We start from the raw sequence: 20,873 nt of genomic DNA, 5'->3' as shown, positions 1-20,873 counted from the left end.
GAACCGTCGGTGCTGGCCGGTAGCATCGGGCCGAGTGCGACGGCAGAGGAGGTACAGATGGCGGAGATGACCACCAAACCGGCCTTGGATGGGCTCACTGATGCTGATCTGCTTCGTATCGTTGCCAACCCCAAGGTCGGTCGGGAGTGGGCCAAGTTCGCCAAGGTCAATTACGCCGAACTTAAGAGGGGAAATCTGCGGGCGATGCGTGGCGTTCGCATTGCAATCATGAAGCATCACGGCAGGTTCGGGCATTCGCTGGCCCACGCCTGGGAGTCCCTGTTGGACCCCGAGGAAGCCGCTGACCTTGTCGGCGACGTTCTCCTTGTCCACGCGGAGTTGGCCGGGTTCAGCCTGGGACCCACTGGCGGCCGCGCGATGTTGTACGCGCTGGCTGAGGACACCCACCTTGCCGACGCCGTCGCTGTCCGCGACCGACTCGAAGAGTTGTTGGAGGCCGTCGAGCGCGGCGCTCATTTCGATCCTGACGATGAGGCCGAAGACGACGACGAGGAATCGGTTGAGGACACTACGCCGGCTGAAGACCTGGCCGACGAGGCAGACGAGGACGAACCCAACTACGCTGGCGCCGCTGATCTCAAGGACTTGCAGGACCGGGCGGCAGCCCTGCTCGATGAGGTAGCAGATCTGGTTGAGCAACTTCGCGTCGTCTCGGCCGCAATCGCCGAAGGCCGGCCGGCGCCTCATCTGGGCGAGGGCCCAGACAACTGGTCAGATGCGGCCCAGGCGGTGCTGAAAGATGCGGCGGCTGCGGGACTTGAACAGCCCGCCACCCTGCCGGCAGTGGTCGAGCAGCTGCGCACCCTGTTTGAGCAGCGTCTCCAGCAAGAGTCAGAGCGGCGCAGCAACGCACGTCTTGCCTTGGAGATGATCGACGTCCTCCGCAAAGCAGGCCGGGACGAAATGATCGGCGATCAGCTCGCGCTGCACGGATTCACTTCGGTCGAGGAGGTCGAGAAGGCTGCCGGCGTTCAGCCGACCCCGGCTGCGGCCGCCACATCCGAACCTGCCGAACCCGAGGTCGAGGCCGAGTACACAAACCTGCCGGACGAGCCGACCGACGAGGAGCCCCCCGCGGAGGAGTCCGATGCAGAGGAAGACATGTCGGCGGAGGCCGTTGAGGAACCCGCCGAAGCTGTCGCAACGGAGGCCAATTCACCCTCGACGGCACCGCCCATCCCGGAGCCTGCTGTAAGCGACACCTCATCGGCGCCAGCCTCGGCCCTCGCCGCCGCGCCGGCGTCCGCCGCATCGTCCCCGTCTACTTCCACGGCCGTGATCGAAGCGGTGGCGGTGAGCGCCACCGAACCGGACGAGTCGGGTGTATCGCTGGGCGAATGGCCCTGGGACGAAGGTGATCCCCCCCTCGTTGCGCAGCTGTTGCTCGACGGTCGAGAAGCCCTTGCCTACTACCTGGCGACCGCGGCCGCCGAGATCGAACCGCGCCGTCAACTCCTGCTGTTCGCCTGCGCCGCAGCGCATTGCACCCCATCGGCCATTGAATTGTCGCTGTTGCCCTCCGACGCGGACATCAAGGCATTCGACACCAACGAATCGCTGCTGCTGCTCGCTGCCTCACTGCGCGCGGGTCTGCGGCTCGGTTACGCCCCACTCGGTTTGCAGTCCTTGTTGGATACCGCCGACCATGCACTGACCGACTCCTCGGTGCGGGAGGTACTGCATGCCGCGGCCACTGCAGTGCAGCGTGGCCATGGTCGCCGCCAGCCCGAGTCGGGGCCGAGTGCCGAAGAGATGGCGGCGCGGTGGACTGCGCTGGGTGCGGAAGCCGCCAAGCAGTTGGAGAAGCTGCGCGACAAGACGCTGAAGTTCCAGCGCGGATCCAAGGTATTGCGTTACGTGGCCCGGGACGGCCAACCGCTGGCTGACGCCCTCTCCCGTGCTGCCGCCTTGACCGCCGATGGTGTGGCCAGCGCGTCGAACCCCGATTGGGCGCAGATCGAGGACACGGCCGATCAACTGCGGGACCAAAACCGGCGAGAGCGGCTGCTCCTGGACGCCGAAACCGCCGTCAGCACCCCCCAGCAGCGGGCTCGGCGGCCCATCGACGGCCCGGTCAAGAACCAACTTGACGACCTGATCGGTGACGCGGGCGACCTGTTGGCGCGGCTGCTGACCGTGCGGCGGGCCATTCTGACCGCCGGGGACCTCAAAGACATCGCCGTGGGCGACGATCTGGAACGCGCTCTTCATCAGGCGCCCGCCGCCCCGACAGTCAACTCGGTCGGCGAAGCCGCCGTCGCCAACCTTATCGCCTGGCTGCGGGCCGATGACCCCGAGCCGACTGCACAGTCGGTACGGGAAGTCCTCGACGCAGCGCTGCTGGAACTGTTCGAACTGCCTCGCGACGAGCAGGGCCAGCCGCTGCGGGCGCCGACGATAAGTGAAGTGGTCCTTCTGCTGTCGCCGCGCGACCCCGACACGGTGGTCGCCGGTTACCTCGCCAAGGGGGACATCGCCGCGGCCCGGGACTTCATTGCCGCGCATGGTCTGGAAGGTGCGGGATACGACGACCAGATTCAACGGGCCATCAAGAAGTCGAAAGCGGCATTCGAGAACGCCAGGGGCGACGCCGAAGAGGGCGCAGCCCGCCTGCGTGCTCTTTACGTCGATGATATGGCGCGGGAACTCAGTGAGCGGATCGAGCAGATCGGCGACACTCCACGCAATGACCGCTTCGACTTGGCAATCGAGGCGTTGCACGCCATCACCGCCCAAGCCGAGACGGCGCTGATCGCCAAGCGCGACGACTTGACGGCGCGCGTGGACAAGCTGGCTTGTGATGCGGCGAGTAAGAAACGGGTGCTCAATCGTATCGACGCGCGCGATGAGTCGCTGGCGATCAACTTTTTGCGGCTGCTGGAAAACGGTCAGCCGCTGCCCGAGGTGGACGACGGTTCCGGTGATGATTTCAGTCAGTTCGTACCAGGCGTCGTTGACATCGCGGCGAATGCCCAAGCGGCGGGCCAAGATCCGCTCGCCGCAGTACGTCACGCACTGAAGTCAGATGGCAACCCCTCAGTGCGTCCCCTGCGGGACGGCTTGTTGGCCTGGCAGAACCTGAAGACGCGGCGGCGCAGCGGCGAGGACTTCAAGAACCGGCTCGGCGATGTTCTGCGCATGGTGGGACTGACTCCCAAAGCTCAAGGGTGGTACCGCGGTGATGTCTCTCGGCAATCCGCCGGCGGCTATGCGACCGTCCGCGTTGCCGCGAGCCCGGTCGATCGCTCGTATGTGCCGCAGTTCGGAAGCCAGGCCCACGGCGTGTATGACGTTACGCTGGTCTGGGATGTGGTCAGCCCGTCGCGGCTAATGGACTTCATCAGTGAAGCCAACCGAACCCGGCCCAACATCATCTTGTACTTCGGGGCGCTGAGCCTGACTGAACGTCGCCAACTGCGCGCCCTGACCCGCACCACTGCGGGCGGAAAAGGATTCTCGCCCATCATGATCGACGAAGCGGTGGTCGGATGGCTGTCGCATCTGGCCGAACCCGGCTGGCGGTTCACCCAGCGTGTAACCCTGCCGTTCACCACGCTCAACCCCTATCAGCCCAACGCTGCCGGCGAGGTTCCCGAGGAGGTTTTCGTCGGCCGCAGCGACGAGCGGGCTCGGATCGAAAACCCAACCGGGTCGATGTTCGTCTACGGCGGCCGACAGCTCGGCAAATCGGCGCTGCTGCGTCGCGTGGAACGGCTTTACACCGACCTTCGGCCGGTCGGTGACGGTCCCACCGTTGCGGGTAAAGCGGCGGTGTACCTCGACTTGAAGGCCGCAGGCGTCGGGGAAGCCCAGGAACCGTCGGCTTTGTGGCCGCTACTGGGGGACCGGCTCAATAAGTTGGGCATCGTCTCGGTCAAAGCCGCCCGCGGGGGTGTCCAGGAAGTGACCAGCGAGATCATGGGCTGGCTGGAGGCCGAGGAGTCCAACCAACTGTTGCTGCTGCTCGATGAGGCCGACAACTTCCTGACCGCCGACGCCAACTCCGGCGACGGCAAGGTGGGTTGTGAGTTCCCTGTGCTGCAGGCCCTCAAGCTGGTGATGGAAGAGTCCCGTCGCCGGTTCAAGGCGGTCTTCGCCGGCCTGCATCAGGTGCAGCGATTCTTTGACGCCTCCAACACGCCGGTTGCGCACGGCGGGGATGCCATTCCGATCGGTCCGCTGCGCACCCACGACGCCTCCGATCTGGTGGTGTCGCCGATGAAGGCGCTCGGCTACCGATTTGAGAACCCGGAATTGGTGTGGCGGCTGCTGTTGGTCACCAACTACCAGGCCTCCCTGGTGCAGATCGTGTGCGAAGCCCTGGTCAACTACCTGCAGAAACGGCAGATCCCCGAAGGTGGTGGTCGGATGAGCATCGGCGCGGAGGACATCCGCAACGTCTGCTCGGACCCGGCGGTGCGCGACCTGATCGCCCAACGCTTCCGGTGGACGATCAACCTGGATTCCCGCTACCGGGTGATCGCCTTGGTGGTGGCCCTGGGCAGCATCGGGGCCGACCCCGGTGTGGCCTTCACCGTCGATGAACTGCGTGAAGAATGCGAAGTGTGGTGGCCGGAAGGCTTCAGAGCAGATGAGTTGCGCCGCAACGAGTTCGAACGTTATCTCATCGAGATGCAAGGCCTGGGTATTCTGCAGCAGCAGGGCGCTGATCTCTGGGCGTTGAGCAGTCCCAACGTCATTCAGATGCTGGGCACCCCCGACCGGCTGGAAAAGGAACTCCAGGACGCCCATACCCATCTGGAACGGCCACTGGAATACAACCCGACGATGGCGCGGCGCATCATGGGCGACTCCGAGAGCATCGCCGCCTCCCGCTCCCCGTTGACCGACCACGAGTTGACCACGCTGTTCAAAGACACCTCTGTCGCTCAGGTGGTGTTCGGCACCCCCGCGCTGGGCATCGGGCGGGTGGTCGCGGTCATCAAGCGGCAGGCTGACAACGAGAACGTGGCCTCGATCGTCGTGAATTCGTTGCAGTCACCGGACCTAAAGCGGGCGGGGGGCAGAGGCAAACGTGCCCACGTCATCGTCGACCTCACCGCCAGCAGGGCCGACGGCAACCTGGCCCAAATCTGCCGGGAAGCCGCCGGCCGCAAGAACGTCACCGCCACCGTGGTCATCGGCCCCGAATGGCTCGACAACATGCTCACCCTCGACGGGGTAGAGGTGCACAGTCTGCGTCGTTGGTCGGTGACAGGTCTGCGGGCCTGGTATGGCTCACCGTTCGACAGCCCCCTGGAACGGGCCCGGTTACATCGGGTGACCTCCGGCTGGCCGAAACTGATCGAAGAGGTCATGGCCGAATTCTCCAAGGGCCTTGCCCCCCAAACCGCGCTGGACCGCGCCGCAGCGCGGCTGGCCACCCCGGCGCGGGCCACCCAAATCCTCGCTGACAGCTGCATCGACCCCAAGATCGCCAAAGCCTGGGTCCAATCCATTCCATTCACCACCGGCGGACCCGACGGCATCGAACAGCTGCCGGTGTCGGTCGAAGACATCACCGAAGCCCTCTGCGTGGATGGCAAGGACCTGCTCGCCCGGCTGCAAGCCCTCGACGTGGCCGACCAAGACGGAGATGACTGGTCGCTGGATCGGGTCATCCTCGCCGCGGCCGCCACCATCTATTCCGGGCCTGAATAGGTGTGGACGAGCACACCTGGTCGCTGCCCGGCCCCCGCACCCTGATCACCGGCACCCTCGATGAACTCAAACGCGGCCGCCACGTCTGCCTGGTGCTGCCCGCCGGGATGGCTGCCGACCCGTCGGTCACTGACAGCCTCTCAGTCGCGATCGTCGAGGAAGCCAGCCGAATAACCACCGCCCGCCGTATCTTCGCCGACCTTGAGTGCGACTCCCTGCTTGAGGTTTTCGCCCACACCGTCGACCCCGACGACCCGCCGGCCACCGTTCCCGACCTGCTTGCCCACTACCAGGGCGACGGCACCGTGTTCGTCACCGTCGCCGCCGAGCACACCGACCGGCAGCGAGACGAGTTCCCGAAATTCCTGCAACGCCTCGAACAAGACACCCACAACGTGGCCTCCGACAGCCGTCTGTCGCTGGTCGTGATCTGCGGGCGCGGCGACCTTCCCACCTTCCGCGGCGGGGAAAGCTCCGACGTGTCGTTGGCCACCCTGTGGTGGTGGAACCGCATCGCCCGCTGGGACACCGCCGCCCACATCTGCCATCTCGACGGCCCCCGCATCTCCGACCGGTTCCTGGCGGACATCCGCTCGGAGACCATCGTTGAGGTCGCCCGATGGGACCTCGCCCTGGCTGGGCAACTCGCCCAAGACTGGTCCGGGGACCCCGCCGATCTGTCGGAGCACCTAGCCGAAGCCGACATCCCCGGTGACCAGCTCGGCGAGACCCGCGAGGGCTGCGGACTGCGGCCGGCCGAGGGGCTGCTCGAACCGTGGGACGCCGGACTGATCGACGGGTGGCACGACACCTATTCGGCGGCCCCAACGCCGCAACGACTACGCCGACTGGTGTGGGCGGCTCAAGCCCGTATCGTTCTTCCGTGGATCGAGCAACGCCGAGAAGTGTTGCAGCAAAATACTATTGATAAATTAACCCGTAAACGCTTCAACGACGCGTTGCAGACACTGTTCACCCCGCCGCTCAACGATGCCGGGCTGGTCGAGATCGGGCACCTATATCGCATCATCGACGCCCGCCTCGGCCGCACCGAACCCGCTCTGCGCTCCACCGCCTGGCGGCTGCGCGACGCCCGCAACAGAAGTGCCCACCTGCAGCCGCTGAGCCTCGGTGAACTCACCGAACTGATCGCGGCCTGTCGCGATGTTTACTGAGAAGTCCCCCGGGGGCGACGTCGACGCGGCATCGTGAGACGAAACGGAAACGCTGAGTTCAGCGCGCCCCGGGATGCAGCCGAAGGTGAGAACCTACAGCTGTTCGTAGGGGCGCGCCCCCTTCGACGCCACGCCCCTACTTTTCGTGCCGGCCGCGCGCCTCGGACGGTAGAAGTTCATCCATTAAGGCCTGCACGTGTTCGCGGATGTTGTTGCGAATCCCGCGAACAACGTCGAGGGGTTGGCCGGCGGGGTCGTCGAGTTTCCAGTCACGGTAGATCACGCCCGGCAAGTAGGGGCAGGTGTCGCCGCAACCCATGGTGATGACGACGTCGCTGGTGTGGACGGTGTCGGCGGTGAGGATTTTGGGGCTCTTGCCAGTCATGTCGATGCCGAGTTCGGCCATCGCGGTGACAGCGGCGGGATTGATCTGATCGGCGGGTTCGGTTCCGGCGGAACGGACCTCGATTCGACCGCCGGACAGGTGTGCCAGCAGCGCAGCAGCCATCTGGGACCGACCGGCGTTATGCACGCAGACGAACAGCACGCTGGGTCGGCAGAGTTCGGGACTCATCGCTGGGTCCGGGGATCAGGTTGTCGACGCGGTGGGCCGGGCGAAGCTGGACCGCAGGGCCAAGGAGGCGTAGACCAGGCCGACCAGGACGGGCACTTCGATCAGGGGGCCGACCACTCCGGCGAGGGCTTGGCCGCTGGTGGCACCCCAGGTGGCGATCGCCACGGCGATGGCCAGCTCGAAGTTGTTGCCGGCCGCGGTGAACGCCAGGGTGGTGGTGCGGGCGTAGCCCAAGCCCAGCGCCGCGCCCAGAAGGGAGCCGCCGCCCCACATGATCGCGAAATAGGCCAACAGGGGGACGGCGATCCGGACCACGTCCAGGGGCTGGTGGGTGATCTGATCGCCCTGCAGCGCAAAGAGAATCACGATGGTGAACAGCAGGCCATAGAGCGCCCACGGCCCGATGCGCGGCAGGAACCGGGTCTCATACCAGTCCCGGCCCTTCGTGCGTTCGCCGATGCGCCGAGACAGGTATCCGGCCGCCAGTGGGATGCCCAGGAAGATCACCACCGACTTCGCGATCTGCCCCGGGGACACCTCGATGCTGGTTTGCGGCAACCCGATCCAACCGGGCAGCACCGCCAGGTAGAACCAGCCCAGCGCGGCGAACATCACGACTTGGAAGAGCGAGTTCAGTGCGACGAGCACGGCGGCGGCTTCGCGGTCCCCGCAGGCCAGGTCGTTCCAGATGATGACCATGGCGATGCAGCGAGCCAACCCGACCACGATCAGGCCGGTGCGGTATTCGGGCAGATCGGCCAGCAGCAGCCAGGCCAGCGCGAACATCACCGCCGGGCCCAGCACCCAGTTGAGCACCAGGGAGCTGACCAATAGCCGGCGGTCGGAGGTGACGGTGTCGAGGCGGTCGTAGCGGACCTTGGCCAGCACCGGATACATCATGATCAGCAGTCCGGCCGCGATCGGCAGCGAGATCCCGTCGAGCTGGACGGCACTGAGCGCATTGCCCAGGCCGGGGATGATGCGCCCCAACGTCAGGCCTGCGGCCATGGCCAGCCCGATCCAGAGCGGCAGCAGCCTGTCCAGGGTGGACAGCCGTGCCGCCGCCGGGTGGGTCGAGGTTGCGCTGTCAGTCATCCGTCACCGCCTGTGTGGTTTGTTCGCCGGTCAGCAGCAGGTGGCCGGGGCGGCCGCGGATTCGTCGGGCGCGGTGGCGGTGCTGCTGCAGCACACCTGCGGACCAACGACGTCACTGTCGGGGTGTTGCGGGCTGGCGCCGAAGGTCTCGGTGTCGGCGAGTTTGGTGTAGACCTCCCAGCGCTCGTTACCGGGGCCGGTCACCCAGACCTTGTCCTGGGTGGCGAAGCAACACGTGGTGCCGATCTCCTCCGCGGTGAACAGGCCCGATTCACTCAACCGGGCAATCTCGGCGTGCACGACCTCGCTGGAGGCCACCTCCACACCCAGGTGGTTGAGGGTGCCGCCCTGGCCGGGGTTTTCCAGCAGCACCAGCTTGAGCGGCGGGTCGGCGATCGCGAAGTTGGCGTAGCCGGGCTTGACCTTGGCCGGCTCGGCATTGAACAGCGTGGAGTAGAACGCAATTGCGGCATCGAGGTCATCGACGTTGAGGGCGAGCTGAATCCGGGACATGACGAACACCTCCGGCCTGTGAGACATATGTCGAACTCGTGGATGCCGCCCAGCATGCCCACCGTTTCGATATATGTCAATGCATTCTGGCAGAATGGCGGCATGCCCAAAGCGTTGCCGGTGATCGACATGTCCGCGCCGGTGTGCTGCGCCCCGGTGGCCTCGGGGCCGATGAGCGATGCCGATGCGCTCGAGATCGCGCTGCGGCTCAAGGCGTTAGCCGATCCGGTGCGGGTAAAGATCGTCTCGCATCTGTTCGGCTCGACCGCCGGTGAGGAGATTTCCGGCGAGCTGGCCGCGGTGCTGGGTCTGAGCGAGTCCACGGTCAGCCACCACCTGACCCAGCTGCGCAAGGCGGGCCTGGTGGTGTCGGAGCGGCGCGGGATGAATGTGTTCCACCGGGTCCGCCCGGAGGCCCTGCAGGCGCTGTGCACCGCACTGGACCCGAACTGCTGCACCTGAAAGCCAGAATCTCGCTCCTGGTGCGTTAAGCGGTCCGACGAGGAATCCGCGGCCACACCCTCGTTATATATGCGCACGTACGCATGAATCAGGGTGTGCGTAAGCGCCCTCAAAGTCGGCTGGCTACGGCGGTGCTGTGTCGGGAGTAGGGCCGCTGCGCTGACCATCCGGACCTACGCGCGCCCCCTAACGCTGAGTCGCGTAGATTCGTTCAAAACCAAATCCGAGCAACTAAACGCAGCATTCAACGAGAGCCGGCATGCCCGAAGACCACAGTGCAGACGTTCCACCGAATCACCTCTCCGTCGATCCGAGCAGCGCCTTCTATGACGAAGAGGTGCTTCGCCGCGACGTAGGTATTCGCTTCAACGGCGTCGAGAGAACCAATGTTTACGAATACAACGTGGCCGAGGGCTGGGTCCGTGTCGAAATCCCCACCGCGAAGGATCGCCGCGGAAACCCGATGATCGTCAAGCTCAGCGGCACGGTCGAACCGTTCTTCCGCCCGGCGGAATAGCGGATTTCCCGGGGTCACCGGCGCGGTTGTCAACCCGGTGACGGGTCAGCCTGTGGCCCGAGTGGCGCCAAGACCAGGTGACGGCTCGTCCTGACCTGCCGCATTCGGGCGCTTGGTCAGGCCGGCCTCCCGCCGCGGCAGGATCCGGTCGGCCTCAATTCGACCGCGCATCGGTCAGGATCTCCACCAGCGCCGGACCGGGGTGGGAAAGCGCTTCTGCGATAGCAGATCTCAGGTCTGCCGGGTTGCTGACTTGTCTGCCGTATGCCCCGCAGTTCTGCGCAAACGAGGCGAAATCCGGGTTGTGCAGCGACGTCTGCCACACCTCATACTCCGAACTGCGTTGCTCCTGGCTGATCTTGCCCAGTTCGCCGTTGTTGAGCAGGATGTGGGTGATGTCCATGCCGTACTTGACCGCCGTGGTGAAATCGGCAAGGTACTGGCCGAATCCGCCGTCGCCGGTGACGGCGATGATGGGACGGTCCGGCGCGGCGGCCCATGCCCCCATTGCGGCGGGGAATCCGAAGCCGATGGAGCCCAGGTAGCCCGACATCAACACCGCCTGTTGGCCTTTGGTCTCGAAGTATCGCCCGAACGAGTAGGCGTGGTTGCCCACGTCGACGGTGAGTACGGCGTTCGCCGGAGTGAGATCGCTGAGTTCGGCAAAGACCGCGGCGGCTGCGACCCGCCCGCTGGGGCATGCCGTGGTACGGCGGGCTTTCTCCGTCCGCCACACCGACCAGCGCTCGGCGATTTCCGGGCACTGGTCGACCAGGCCCGGGTGGGTGCGCAGACCTTGCCGCAGAGCTGCCGCCGTCACCCCGACATCGCCGAGCAGCGGGACGGCCACCGGGGCGAATCGGCCCAGGGCCAACGGGTCGGTATCGACCTGGATGATCGGCTTGTACGGCGAAATGCCGGTGTGATTGGAAAACGACGCGCCGAACACCACCAGCAGGTCGGCCTTGTTCATCATCCATGACGCGACCGGCGTGCCCGAGCGGCCCAAGGTGCCGCAGGCGAGCGGGTGCTCGTCGGGGATCTGACCTTTGGCTTTGAAGGTGGTCAGTACCGGGGCCTGCAGGCGCTCGGCGAGCGCGACGACAGCCGGCATGTCGAATTTCGCGCCGGCGCCGACGACGATCACCGGCCGGGTTGCGGCGGCGATGCGGTCGATCGCCTGCTCCAGCGGAGCCGAGGGCGGCGCGACCCGCAGATCAGGCATCCGGCCTTCGGGCCCGGAAGCGCGTTGATCCGGGGCTTCGATGATCTGCACTTCATCCGGTACCACCAGGTGGGCGACGCCGCGATCGAGGATGGCGTGTTTGAGCGCCAGGGTCATCAACTCGGCATGCTCGGAGCCGGCGCGCACCATCTCGGAGTAGACGGCGACATCGGCGAACGCCGCCAGTAGATCGATATCTTGAAACGCCCCTTTGCCGGCCACCGCGGAATCGACATTGCCGGACAGGGCCAGTACCGGTGCCCGGTCTGCCTTGGCGTCGTAGAGCCCGGTCAGCAGATTGGTCGAACCCGGTCCGGCGATACCGAAACAGGCTGCCGGCCGGCCGGTGAGCTTTCCGTAGGCCGACGCCGCAAAAGCCGCGGCCCCCTCGTGGCGGATACCGAAATAACGCATTTTCCCTTCGGTTTCGGCCCGATGCAGGGCCTCGGCGATACCGAGATTGGAATGGCCGACCATCCCGAAGACGGTGTCGACGCCCCAGTTGGTCATCGTCTCGACCAGGACGTCGCTGACGGTTCGTCGGGCAGCAGCCGGCGGTGGGGTGCCGACGTAGATGCCGTCGTCGCGGACTTGCACCGGGTAGGTAGGGACATCGAAATCCGGACCGCCGGCAGCCTGGCCGGTGAACGGGTCGAAGTCGAAGCCGTGCCAGGGACAACGGATCTTGTCGTTCTCCAGGGTGCCCTGGCCGAGCGGCCCGCCTTGATGCGGGCAGCGATTGTCGATGGCGCCGTAGCGCCCGTTCAGCTTGGTCAACGCGACGGTCTTGAGTCCGGCCGGGCAGGCCGATACCTGGCCCTCGCTGAGTTCGCCGGGCTCGGCAGCCTTGTGCCATTCCAGTTCTTGGCTGATTTCTCCGGTGCCGTCCTGCACGGTCATAGTGCTGTCACTCCTGCGTAGGGAACTCCGCTGAGGTGCGCGAAGTCACGGTCGAACGTCGTCAGGTCGTCGAGGGTGAAATCAGAGAGACGCCGGTGCCCGCAGGCCCGGGCGAGCACCACCATCAGGTCCACCGAAGCACGCAGGTAGCGGTCCAGGCGTTCGGCGGCCTGCCGCACCGGCAGCCGGGAGCGCAGGCGAGGGTCCTGGGTGGCGATGCCGACCGGGCAGGTGTTGGTGTGGCAGGCGCGCATACCGACGCAGCCGATGGCCTGAAGCGCGCTGTTGGCCAGTCCGATCGCGTCGGCCCCCAAGGCCAGCGCTTTGACCATGTCGGCGGGGGTGCGGATGCCGCCGGTGATGGCCAACGTCACCCGGCTTTGGCTGCGGTCCAGGTGCCGGCGGGCCCGGGCCAGTGCAGGAATGGTGGGTACCGAGATGTTGTCGCGGAAAATTGTTGGTGCGGCGCCGGTTCCGCCGCCCCGGCCGTCGAGAATGATGTAGTCGACGCCGATCTCGAGTGCGGCGTCGAGGTCGCGTTCGATGTGTTGGGCGCTGAGTTTGTAGCCGACCGGGATTCCGCCGGAGACTTCGCGGACCTGCGCGGCGAATTCTTTGAAGTCCGCCAGCGAGTTCCAGTCCGGAAACCGTGCCGGAGAGATCGCGGCCGTGCCGGCAGGCAGGCCACGTACCTCGGCGATCTTTCCCACCACCTTGGTCCCGGGAAGGTGCCCTCCCGTTCCGGTTTTGGCGCCCTGCCCGCCCTTGAAATGAAACGCCTGAACCTTCTGCAGATGCTCGAAGCTCCATCCGAAGCGGGCCGAGGCCAGCTCGTAGAGGTACTTCGAATTCTCCTGTTGCTCCTCGGGGAGCATGCCTCCTTCGCCCGAGCAGATCCCGGTCCCGGCACGTTCTGCGCCGGCCGCAAGGGCCGTCTTAGCCTCCTGGGACAACGCGCCGAAGCTCATGTCGCTGATGAACAGCGGGATGTCGAGGACCAGCGGCCGGTTGGCGTCGGGTCCGATGATGGTTTCGGTACTGACCGGCTCATCGTCGAGCAGCGGCAGTCGTGCCAACTGCGCGGTGAGCAGCTGAATCGAATCCCAGGAAGGCAGTTCGGCGCGCGGAACACCCATTGCAGCTGTGGTTCCGTGTTCTCCGACCTTGCTCAGCCCGTGGCTGGCCAGCTCATGGATTGCGGTGTTGAAGGGTTCTTCTTTCGTGTCGGCGGGTCGGGCCCACCTGCCCTGATAGCCGTCGTCGCCGTAGGGCTGCGGATTGTTCCGGGCGAACTCGGCAACGGCGGTCCGATCGATGTACACGGCCCCGTCGGAGACCCAAGCCGGAAACGTCGCCAAAGCCACCGATGGGTTGATCGGCGAGATGCCGGTCTCGACGTTGTAGCGCCAGCCGTGTACATCGCAGACGACAGCACCGTCTTCGACATGCCCGTCAGCCAGCAGGGCGCCACGATGCGCGCAACGCCCATACAGCGCGGAGACGTCGCCGCCACGGCGGATGAGTACCAGGTCCACACCTGCTGTTGTGACCGGGAAGGGAGCGTTGTCGGGCAGCTCGGCCAGGGAGGCCAGCCTTATGCCGGCAGTCGGTTTCGAGGTCGTCGTCATGGCCACTCCTAGTGGTCAGTCGGGGCAGCCCAGCAGGTGGCCGTCGCCCAGAAAAGCGATTGTTGGCGCAACTAATCCGATCCGGGCCATCGCCGCCAGGGTAGCAGTCAAAATCTGCAACGACTGCCGGTTTGGGAAAACTGCGCGCGTGAACGGCTCCCATTGTAGTTGCGTACACAACTAGCTGGCGGCCGGGTCAACATGGTTGGGACCGCCCGAGTGCGCGGTCCCGTCACGACGTGCGTCGGGGCAGCGCGACGGTATCGCCCGCCACGTCGATAGCCACCTTGCCGTGCAGTGCATAGGCGCGCCTGTTCTCCAGGAGCTCGTGCGCCTCGCCCATGCGAGCCAACGGAAGAGTCGCGCCGATCACCGGCTTCACGAGACCCCGCTCGACCAACGTGGTGAGCGCGTCCAGCTTTCCCCGATTCTGACGCGTGAAGACGAAGTGGTAGGCGGCGTTCTTGCCCCACGCCTCGATGAGGTTCTGCGGCTGCGCGATGTCGACGATGCTGACGACGCGTCCGGAGTCGGCCAGTGCCAGTGGGCTTCGGGTGAGCGCATCACCACCGATCGTGTCGAAGACGACGTCGACGCCCTTGCCTCGCGTCATCTCGACCACGGCATCGACGTAGTCGTTCGAAGTGAAGTCGATCGCCGCATCCGCTCCGAGAGCGCGCACAAGATCATGGTCGCCGGCCCTGGCGGTGGTGACCACCCGTGCGCCGATCGCCTTCGCGACCTGGATCGCGATGGTGCCGACACCGCCCGCGCCGCCGTGGATGAGGATCGTTTCCCCCACGGTGAGCTGAGCCCGCGTCACCAGGGACTCCCAGACCGTTCCGCCGACCAGAGTCAGGCTCGCCGCCTCCAGGTGACTGAGGTTCGCCGGCTTCGGGCCGACTAGGTCCACGTCGGCGACGTGCTGTTCGGCGTAGGAGCCGGGACCGCCGAAGATTCGCGGCGTGTAGTACACCGCATCACCGACGCGGAACTCGGTCACGTGGGATCCGACTTCCTCGATCACGCCGGAGATGTCGTGCCCGATGATCGCCGGCAGCGGCACCTGATCCGCGTAGTCACCGCGACGGATCTGATAGTCGAGCGGGTTGACGGAGGTCGCGTGGACGCGCACGCGTACCTGGCGGGGCTCGACGCTCGGCACCGGGACCTCGCGCAGCTCGAAACCATCGACTCCTCCGAAACGGGTGAGCACCATGGCCTTCATCGAGTCAGTCATATCGGGTTCCCTTGTCGTGGTTAGTAGACCGCGTCGCCGCTGCGGAAACGGGAAGGCTCCTTCCGGGGATGCTCGGAGCGTCAGCGCACTCCGTCGAATGTGAGCTTCAGCAGTGCGTCGATGTGCTGGGGCTCGATCGCCATCGCGTGGAACAGCCGGTATTCGATGACTCCGTAGAGCACATCGCGCAGCGTTGTCACGTCGGCGTCGGGGCGCATCTCGCCGCGCTGTTGGGCCAGGGCTGCCCGCTCGCTGAACCCGGTGATGTTGGGTTCGATGATCCGGTCGAAGACGGCACGTAACAGGCTGGGATCGGACTGGCCTGCGGCGATCACACCCCGGTATGCCGCACCGAAACTTGTGGACGCGATCAGGTCCAGGATTCCCATCAACTGCGCCCGTAGATCGGTGACGATGTCACCGGTGTCGGGGAATACGACGACGGGGTTGAGGCTTTCGGTAGCGGCGTCGAGCACCACCGCCCCCTTCGAGGGCCACCAGCGGTAGATCGTCTGTTTGCCGCAGCCCGCCCGTTTGGCGATTGCCTCGATAGAGACGTTGTCGTAGCCGAGTTCACCGACCAGGGCCAGGGAAGCCTCAAGAATCGCCCGCCGCGAATGCTCGTTGCGTCGGCTGGGGTCGGGCGGAAGCGGCGGCATGTCAGAACCCTAGCCGCCTATGCGCCTCCAAACAATACGAGACGTTCCGTCTTGACAAGAGACGAGACGGACCGTATCGTCGAGATCGTTCACCGGTGGCGGCTCCTCTCGTCGCTCGGGGGTACCGCCAGTAGGAGGAGTCCACAGCAAGGCGTTCAAATCCCCAGCGCCAGAAGCTAAGTCGTGGTGCCGCTACCAGGCGTCCAGGCGGCTGGCCTTTCCCCCCGCCAATGCTCGGCGAATTCGCGCGGAACAACCATCGGAGATGCACGTGTCAAAACTGGCAGGTAGGACTGCCCTCGTCACTGGGGCGACATCGGGCATCGGTCTCGCCGGAGCACAGGCGCTCGCCAAGGAGGGCGCTCACGTGTTCCTCGTCGGGCGCCGCCAAGACGCACTCGACGAAGCCGTCGCCGGCATGGGCACCCCTCACGTCGGTGCCATCCGCGCCGACGTGACCGAGCAGGCCGACCTTGCCCGCGTCGCGTCCACCATCGAGGCCCGGGGAAGCGGGCTCGACATCGTCTTCGCCAACGCAGGTATTGCCGGGGCCGCGCCGTTGGGGGATATCACCTGGCAGCACTACGCTCATACGTTCAACACCAACGTCGGCGGGATCATCTTTACCGTCCAAGCCGCCCTTCCGTTGCTCAACGACGGCGCATCGGTCATCTTGTGTGGTTCCGCCGGCGACGCGAAGGCTTCGCCGGGCACGAGCGTCTACGCCGCGTCCAAGGCCGCGATCCGATCGCTGGCCCGAAGCTGGGCCGCCGAGCTTATCGACCGCAGAATCCGTGTCAATGTTGTCGCCCCAGGACTCACCGAGACCCCCGGGTTGGCTGACCTTTTCGAGGGAGCCGGTGGTGCGCTGGAGGACCTGACTGCCACTGTGCCGATGAAGCGCCGGGCACGCCCGGACGAGATCGGCAGTGTGATAGCCTTCTTGGCCTCCGATGGCAGCACCTACATGACCGGCTCAGAGATCTACGTCGACGGTGGGAGCAGCCAATTCTGACGTCAGTGAGTGGGCCCGCGCGTCCGAGGCCGCGCCGCGGATCACCGAACTGGGTTCTTCCCATTCTGGCAGCGATGATCGCGATGGCGTCCTGCACGCCAGACACGACGACGGCTCAGCCGTCAGCGAGCCTGGGCCGGTTCTACTCGCAACGGATCAACTGGGAGCCCTGCGACCGCTATACCAATACCTCCATTGAGCGCGCTGTCTTCGCCCTGGCACCGACCATCGAATGTGGCCGGCTGAAAGTTCCGCTGAACTACCAAGAGCCGCTGGCCAAGACGGCCCTACTCGCCGTCGCACGGGTACCGGCCCACGGCGAACCCCTCGGATCGCTGGTCATCAACCCCGGCGGGCCCGGCGGTTCCGGACTGTTCGCCACCGCGGCAATGGCGAGTGGAGCAGCGGCCCGTGTGACCGACAGGTTCGACCTTGTCGGATTCGACCCGCGCGGGGTGGGCAGCTCGGAACCGGCCATCGAGTGCTACACCGATGCCGAGGCAGATCGAGGCGAGTTCGTGCTCAGCACTCAGGGCACCGCCGTGCAGTGGACGGAACAGGACACGCAGGACATTCTCGATCGGTGCGCGCAGCGCTCCGGCGGCACCGACGTGCTGGCCAGTGTCGGCACCCGTGATGCAGCCCGTGATATCGACATTCTGCGAGCGGTGCTCGGTGACGAGAAGCTGACCTTCCTCGGGCAGAGTTACGGGACGAGGCTGGGAGCGGTCTACGCCGAGCAGTTCCCGCAGAACGTGCGCGCGATGCTGCTGGACGGCGGTATCGATCCGAATATGGGCACTGGCGCCCGAAGGGTCGCCGCGTACGCGGGGTTCCAGCGCTCCTTCGACCAGATGGCCGCGTTCTGCGCCAACCGGATCGACTGTCCACTGGGCGCCGACCCGGCCGGGGCTACCCAACAGTTCCAGCAGATCGTCCGTCCGCTCTACGAACATCCCGTGCCCGCGTTGGGTACCGATCTAGGGTTCGACGCAGCGATCGGTGGGGTGATCGCCGGTCTCTACAGCGAAGCCGCGTGGCCCCGAATCATCACGGGGATAGCGCAATTGCAGCACGGACGGGGCGACGAACTGCTTCAGCTCGGCTACGACTTCGCGCTGCGCGATGCCGAGGGGCGCTGGCCCAACTTTGCCGAGGCGCTGTACGCAATCAACTGTATGGACGAGCAAAGACTCACCGAAGACCAGGGAAACGGGCTACGCGCGCGGATATTTGAGGTCGCGCCCTTCATGGATCCGGGAGTAAGGCTCGCCGGCGCACGAGACGGCTGCGAACACTGGCCAGTCAAGCCGACGCTGGGGATCCCGTACGCGACCGACATCGTCGGACTGTCGCCCACCCTGGTGGTGTCTATCACCGGTGATCCCACCACACCGCACGCCGGCGGCATCGCGCTGGCGCAGGCGCTCGGCGGTGGCTTGCTCACCGTGGAAGGCGAAGGCCACACCATCGTGATGGCCGGAACCAATCAGTGCGTCAATGAGATAGCTGCTGACTACCTGATCGACCTCACATTGCCGCCGACCGGTGCGTCCTGCGAGCTGTGACCACCGCCTGCACTCCGTCTAGAACGAATTGGTCAGGGCGAACACCAGAGAGTCGTACATCGCCTGCAGCAGCCCGCTGTTGAGAACGCCCCCAAACGTGATGGCATTGAGCGCCGCGCCGATGTTGTCGATGTCGTCGGAGATGTCGACGTAGGTGAGATACCCGTCGGTCGATATGGTCGCGTCCGCGATCTGATCGGGCGTCAGCCCCAGGTACTCGCCGTGCCGGATCAGGCCGGGCACCAGCTCGCCCCACAGGCCCCACGTGTCGAAATTCCCCTGCCAGTCCGAGGCGAAGTCGTTGTCGATCGAGTAGATGGTCGCCGGGTACAGATCATTCGGAGTAATCAGGCCAAGAACGCCTTCGAGATCGAGAAAGTCGATCAGGAAGTTCGTGATGTCCGGACCGAACACCGCCTCGAGGGTGGCCAGGATGTTGGGCCATATTCCGTCTGCGGTGGCGGGGCTGCCGATGAACACGAAGTGCAGCAGTTCGCTGGGGACGCCGGCTGCGGCGAGCTGGGTCATGGCGATCGAGCCGACCGCCGCGCCCTGCGAGTAGCCGAAAACCGCCAAAGGCTGCTCAGCGCTGTAGGCGCCCGGATTGGCTGCCAGGGCGTTCTGCACGGCCAGAACCAGGTTCGATGCTCCGGTGAGGGTGCTGTGGCCCTGTTGCATCAGCTGCGGTGTGGTCAGTACCTGCAGCGCAGCGCTGCACGGGTCGGTGCCGTCCATGTAACAGACCGTCGAGCCGTTCGCTTCGATGTCGAAGCCCAGCGCATTCAGATACAGCGACTGGGCGGCCCGCGCGAAGTCGAGCGACGGGGTGGGCTCAAACGTGCCCCCGATGATGATCGCCGTCTGGCTGCCGGAGAGCGGACCCTCGGCAGCCAACAAGGTCACCTGCGAGTCTGCGGCCCGGGCGATCGGCGCGGTGGCGGCTCCGACGAGTGCCGCAACGGCGGCGGCGTGGGCAAACGTCCGGTATCTGTGCACGGTCGGATCCTTTCATCGTTGCCCGACAACGAACCGGGTTTTCCCCGACCCTCGAAGGGACGGCAGCGGGCAACCCGTGGTTCGTCAGAGGCAGTTTTTACGTGGGCAAACATGGCGGCATCACTCGGAGAACCCCGGTCTGATCGGAGCCACCATGTGATAACGTCATAAATCAGTATCCTATTGCGAGATTGGGTTGCCGCATGACTGTGACCGGTGAACGTCCGAAGATCCAGATCGAGGACGTCGATTTCAACCGACGCGACCACCCGGACCGGCCGTTGCGGCCCATCCCGCCGGGCCGGGACCACTTCGCCGCGCAGTGGCGCCAGATGCGCGAGATCATCTTCGGGCCGTGGATCGACATCGACAAAGAGGTCGAGCCCAACGACATCACCCGGATGCGCGACGACTATTTCTGGCAGCGCGACGAACACATGACCGGCGTCGTCGACGCCTTCGAACGCCTGGGCCACGAGAAGGGCCGGGCGATGTTCGAGCAGGCCCTGACCCAGGGCATCGAAACGGTGCAAGACCCGCCCCAAGAGTTGGTCGACCTCTTCGAGCACCTGGACCAGCTGCCCAGTCAGTTCGATCTGGTCGCCGCCGAGCGCGGCCGGATGCTGGCGATGTCGGCCACGATCTCGGCTACCACGATCATCCGCGGCTGGGCGCTCTACGAGACCGCGATGACCGGCGACATCTCGGCCGCCACCGGGGCCACCGGCCGGTTCGCCGACGACGGCCCGCGCCGCTTCATCGAAACCGCCCGGGTTTTCGCCGAATTCACCCTGCCGGACATCTTCGACCGGCACTCGGAGGCGTTCCAGGATGTGGTGCGGGTGCGGTTGATGCACGCGCTGGCCAGCCGGGGACTGCGCCGCAAGTGGGGTGACGAGCTCTATCTGAAGTTCGGCGAGCCCATTCCCGTGACGTCGTTGCTGGGCTTCGGCAGTGGCTTGCTGCTCAGCCGGCTCATCGACCACGCGTTCGGACGCAAGCTGACACCGGCCCAACTGGAGGATCTCGCCGAGTACTCCTCGTTCTCGGGCCGGCTGTGGGGCGCGCCCGAGCGGCTGCACTCTCCCAACGGGATCGAGTTGATCAAGTCGCTGAACTACGTGTTGGCGCGCGGCGGCAACCCGTCACCGTGGCGAGCCGAACTGGTCGACGCCGTCGCCGGTCCGAAACACCTGGAGACCCTGACGGGGACGCTGCCCGGACCCCTGCGCAAGCTGGTGGCCAAGTACGCCAACCAGATCACGTCGATGATCGCCTTTGCGCCGGCCGGTGTCGTGTTCGGTTTCGAGCAGATCGACGCCATGGTGGCAGGCACCATGTTTGAGCCGCTGGGCTATAACTACCAGCGCCGGGTGCGCACCTTCGAGCGCCTCACCAAACTCAACGTCGGTATCGCCATGGTGGCCGACAGGTTGCCGTGGTCCAATCCGATTCGGGAGCGCCGGAAGAGGACGGGTGCGGTTGCGCGGGAGCGGATCGCGATGCTCAACGAGATCGCCAAGAATCTCAACATCGCCCTGACCTATTCGCACCACGACCGTTCGACATCGGGTGAGGGTTTCACCGGCTAGCGACGCTCGGGTGCGCGCCGGGGCGGTTCCCG

General features: G+C 65.7%; 13 protein-coding genes and 1 pseudogene. 7 read left to right on the top strand and 7 right to left on the bottom strand.

Going from position 1 to position 20,873, the window contains the following annotated elements; all coding sequences use genetic code 11:
* The first annotated feature begins 57 nt into the window (after nt 1-57).
* Both AWC02_RS11560 and AWC02_RS11555 read left to right on the top strand, forming a co-directional pair.
* The gene (locus AWC02_RS11560) at nt 58-5,682 is read left to right on the top strand and encodes a hypothetical protein (RefSeq protein WP_133055630.1); all 5,625 of its coding nucleotides are present in this window, start codon (nt 58-60) and stop codon (nt 5,680-5,682) included.
* Between the two features lie 2 nt (nt 5,683-5,684).
* Nucleotides 5,685-6,857: a hypothetical protein gene (locus tag AWC02_RS11555; RefSeq protein WP_085128908.1), complete on the top strand. Its 1,173-nt coding sequence runs from the start codon at nt 5,685-5,687 to the stop codon at nt 6,855-6,857.
* 136 nt (nt 6,858-6,993) lie between these two features.
* Here AWC02_RS11555 and arsB read toward each other — a convergent pair.
* Both arsB and AWC02_RS11540 read right to left on the bottom strand, forming a co-directional pair.
* A pseudogene (gene arsB / locus AWC02_RS11545) lies at nt 6,994-8,526 on the bottom strand (ACR3 family arsenite efflux transporter).
* 30 nt (nt 8,527-8,556) lie between these two features.
* Entirely contained in the window at nt 8,557-9,039 is a 483-nt protein-coding gene (locus tag AWC02_RS11540; protein ID WP_085128969.1) for an ArsI/CadI family heavy metal resistance metalloenzyme, read from the bottom strand.
* A 102-nt stretch (nt 9,040-9,141) separates the two neighbouring features.
* Between AWC02_RS11540 and AWC02_RS11535 the strand changes: the two genes are divergently transcribed.
* The gene (locus AWC02_RS11535; protein WP_046315660.1) at nt 9,142-9,501 is read left to right on the top strand and encodes an Rv2640c family ArsR-like transcriptional regulator; all 360 of its coding nucleotides are present in this window, start codon (nt 9,142-9,144) and stop codon (nt 9,499-9,501) included.
* Nucleotides 9,502-9,760: 259 nt separating this feature from the next.
* Entirely contained in the window at nt 9,761-10,018 is a 258-nt protein-coding gene (locus tag AWC02_RS11530; protein WP_085128905.1) for a DUF3297 family protein, read from the top strand.
* 154 nt (nt 10,019-10,172) lie between these two features.
* Here the strand turns inward: AWC02_RS11530 and AWC02_RS11525 are convergent, their stop codons facing one another.
* The 4 genes from AWC02_RS11525 to AWC02_RS11510 form a co-directional block, all read right to left on the bottom strand.
* Nucleotides 10,173-12,143, bottom strand: a complete 1,971-nt coding sequence (locus AWC02_RS11525) for a thiamine pyrophosphate-dependent enzyme (RefSeq protein WP_085128904.1) — start codon at nt 12,141-12,143, stop codon at nt 10,173-10,175.
* Complete coding sequence (locus AWC02_RS11520) at nt 12,140-13,771, bottom strand: glutamate synthase-related protein (protein ID WP_085128903.1); 1,632 nt, start codon at nt 13,769-13,771, stop codon at nt 12,140-12,142. Before AWC02_RS11520 ends, AWC02_RS11525 begins: the two co-directional genes overlap by 4 nt.
* A gap of 232 nt (nt 13,772-14,003) precedes the next feature.
* Nucleotides 14,004-14,999, bottom strand: coding sequence for a zinc-dependent alcohol dehydrogenase family protein (locus AWC02_RS11515; protein WP_237160435.1), 996 nt, complete (start codon nt 14,997-14,999; stop codon nt 14,004-14,006).
* A gap of 92 nt (nt 15,000-15,091) precedes the next feature.
* Nucleotides 15,092-15,670 (bottom strand): TetR/AcrR family transcriptional regulator, encoded by a 579-nt coding sequence (locus AWC02_RS11510; RefSeq protein ID WP_085128901.1) that lies wholly within the window; start codon nt 15,668-15,670, stop codon nt 15,092-15,094.
* A gap of 271 nt (nt 15,671-15,941) precedes the next feature.
* On the opposite strand from AWC02_RS11510, the gene AWC02_RS11505 reads away from it, so the two are divergent.
* Both AWC02_RS11505 and AWC02_RS11500 read left to right on the top strand, forming a co-directional pair.
* A complete protein-coding gene (locus AWC02_RS11505; RefSeq protein WP_085128968.1) occupies nt 15,942-16,685 on the top strand; it encodes an SDR family NAD(P)-dependent oxidoreductase in 744 nt (247 codons plus the stop codon).
* Between the two features lie 74 nt (nt 16,686-16,759).
* Complete coding sequence (locus tag AWC02_RS11500) at nt 16,760-18,253, top strand: alpha/beta hydrolase (RefSeq protein WP_085128900.1); 1,494 nt, start codon at nt 16,760-16,762, stop codon at nt 18,251-18,253.
* A gap of 18 nt (nt 18,254-18,271) precedes the next feature.
* Here AWC02_RS11500 and AWC02_RS11495 read toward each other — a convergent pair whose 3' ends face one another.
* Entirely contained in the window at nt 18,272-19,249 is a 978-nt protein-coding gene (locus AWC02_RS11495; RefSeq protein WP_237160434.1) for a PE-PPE domain-containing protein, read from the bottom strand.
* Between the two features lie 203 nt (nt 19,250-19,452).
* Between AWC02_RS11495 and AWC02_RS11490 the strand changes: the two genes are divergently transcribed.
* Nucleotides 19,453-20,841 carry an oxygenase MpaB family protein gene (locus AWC02_RS11490; RefSeq protein ID WP_085128899.1) on the top strand — a complete coding sequence of 463 codons (1,389 nt, stop codon included), beginning with the start codon at nt 19,453-19,455 and terminating at the stop codon, nt 20,839-20,841.
* Nucleotides 20,842-20,873 lie beyond the last annotated feature (32 nt).

It is taken from the genome of Mycolicibacter engbaekii (assembly GCF_002101585.1).
Classification (GTDB): domain Bacteria; phylum Actinomycetota; class Actinomycetes; order Mycobacteriales; family Mycobacteriaceae; genus Mycobacterium; species Mycobacterium engbaekii.
This window is presented reverse-complemented; position numbering and strand designations above follow the sequence as displayed.